The sequence below is a fragment of the Ruegeria sp. AF7 genome (assembly GCF_056541885.1).
Genome location: NZ_JBQFYX010000048.1, coordinates 1 through 1,922, shown reverse-complemented (window position 1 = coordinate 1,922; position 1,922 = coordinate 1). Strand labels below are relative to the sequence as shown.

At 59.7% G+C, this 1,922-nt stretch carries 1 protein-coding gene; it reads left to right on the top strand.

The annotated features are described in order from the left end of the window. The first annotated feature begins 130 nt into the window (after positions 1-130). Positions 131-1,915: an ABC transporter ATP-binding protein gene (locus ACR0AP_RS20855; RefSeq protein WP_480509203.1), complete on the top strand. Its 1,785-nt coding sequence runs from the start codon at positions 131-133 to the stop codon at positions 1,913-1,915. Positions 1,916-1,922: the final 7 nt, after the last annotated feature.

Sequence of the window (1,922 nt, the reverse complement as noted above, 5' to 3'; positions counted from 1 at the left end):
GTGAGGTCTTATTTAGCGTGTTTGGATGTTGGGATGGGTTGGTGTGCCGCAGGGTTGCATCTGTCCTTTAGGCGCGGCGGGATATGGGGTATCTGGGCGTGCGCACCGTTTCACGGATTTGGAGAACGCAATGATGAAGCGCGCCTGGAACAAGTGGCGATCGGGCTATATGGGCCGGCTTGTCGGTGAGAGCTTTTATGCGCAGGGCGGGCTTTACGGCGTTGCGATCCTGGCGATGATCGCGGTGGCGGTCACCACCGCCGGCTCGGCTTACATGATGGAATATATCGTTGATGCCATGACCAGCCCGGAATTGCGGGGATGGGCGCATGTCATTGCGCTGGGGGTTGTGCTTCTGTTCCTGACCAAGGCGGTGGCCTCGTATGTTCAGGCCGTCTTTCTGGCGCGCGCGGGCAACCGGATTGTGGCCCAGCAGCAGGAGAAGCTGTACCGCAAGCTGGTCCGGCACGGGGTGTCGTTCTTCTCGACCAATGAATCATCGGATCTGCTGATGCGCACGACCAATGGCGCGCAATCGGCCCGAAGCCTGATCGATGTTCTGGTCACCGGGTTTGTCCGCGATGCCCTGACCCTGGTCGGCCTGATTGTGGTCATGGTGTATCAGCAGCCGGTCCTGTCGGTGATGTTCTTTGTGGTGGGCCCGGTTGCCCTTCTGGGGGTGCGGTATCTGCTGAAAAGCGTGCGCTCGATCATGCAGGCCGAGTTCAAATCGCTGGCAGAGATCATCCGGGTGCTGCAGGAGACCTCGGCGGGGATCAAGGTGATCAAGGTGTTTGCGCTTGAAGATCGCATGATCGACCGAATGGAGACCGCGATCCGGAAGGTCGAACAGCGCTCGAACGACATCGCCCGGCTGCAGGCCATTGCCAGCCCGCTGATGGAGTTTCTGGCCGGTCTGGCGGTTGCCGGGGTTCTCATTGTCAGCACGATGGGCATCGCGGGCACCGAACAGCCGACCGCGGGTCAGCTGATGTCCTTCATCACCGCTTTGCTGATGGCCTATGAACCTGCCAAGCGCCTGTCCAGGATGCGGGTCCAGATTGAAACCTGCATGGTCGGTGTCGGCATGTTGTTCAGCCTGCTGGATCAGGAGGACACGATGGTGGAAAGCCCCCGGGCCCGTGACCTGAGTGACGGCCCCGGACAGATCACGCTGCGCAATGTGACCTTTGGCTATCAGGGCACGGTGCCGGTGATCGACAACATGAGCGCCACTTTCGAGGCCGGGAAAACCACGGCCCTTGTCGGCCAGTCCGGTGGTGGCAAATCCACGTTGTTTGGCCTGATCATGCGGTTTTATGACCCCGATCAGGGCCGCGTCGAGATCGATGGCCAGGACCTGAGGGAGGTCAGCTTTGCCTCGCTGCGGCAGAAAATCTCGTATGTCGGTCAGGATACGTTCCTGTTCTCGGCCTCGGTGATGGACAACCTGCGCTGCTCGGCACCCGATGCGAGCGATGAAGAGGTGATCGCAGCAGCCCGGGCCGCACATGCGCATCAGTTCATCACCGACCTGCCGCAGGGCTATGAGACCCCGGTGGGCGAAAACGGAACCTTTCTGTCGGGCGGTCAGAAACAGCGCATCGCGATAGCACGGGCCATTCTGCGAAAGGCCGAAATCCTGCTGCTGGACGAGGCCACAAGCGCGCTGGACGCAGAATCGGAATCGCTGGTCAAAGAGGCGCTGGACGCCCTGACACAGGATGTCACCGTCATCGTCATCGCCCACCGCCTGTCAACCGTGCTGGAGGCAGACAAGATCATCGTCATCCAGGACGGCACTATCGCCGAACAGGGAAACCTCGACCAACTCATGCAGAAAAACGGCCCCTTCAAAAACCTCTTCGACCAACAGTTCAATAAACACAAACAAAAACAAAATGTCGCAGAATAATGTGGGG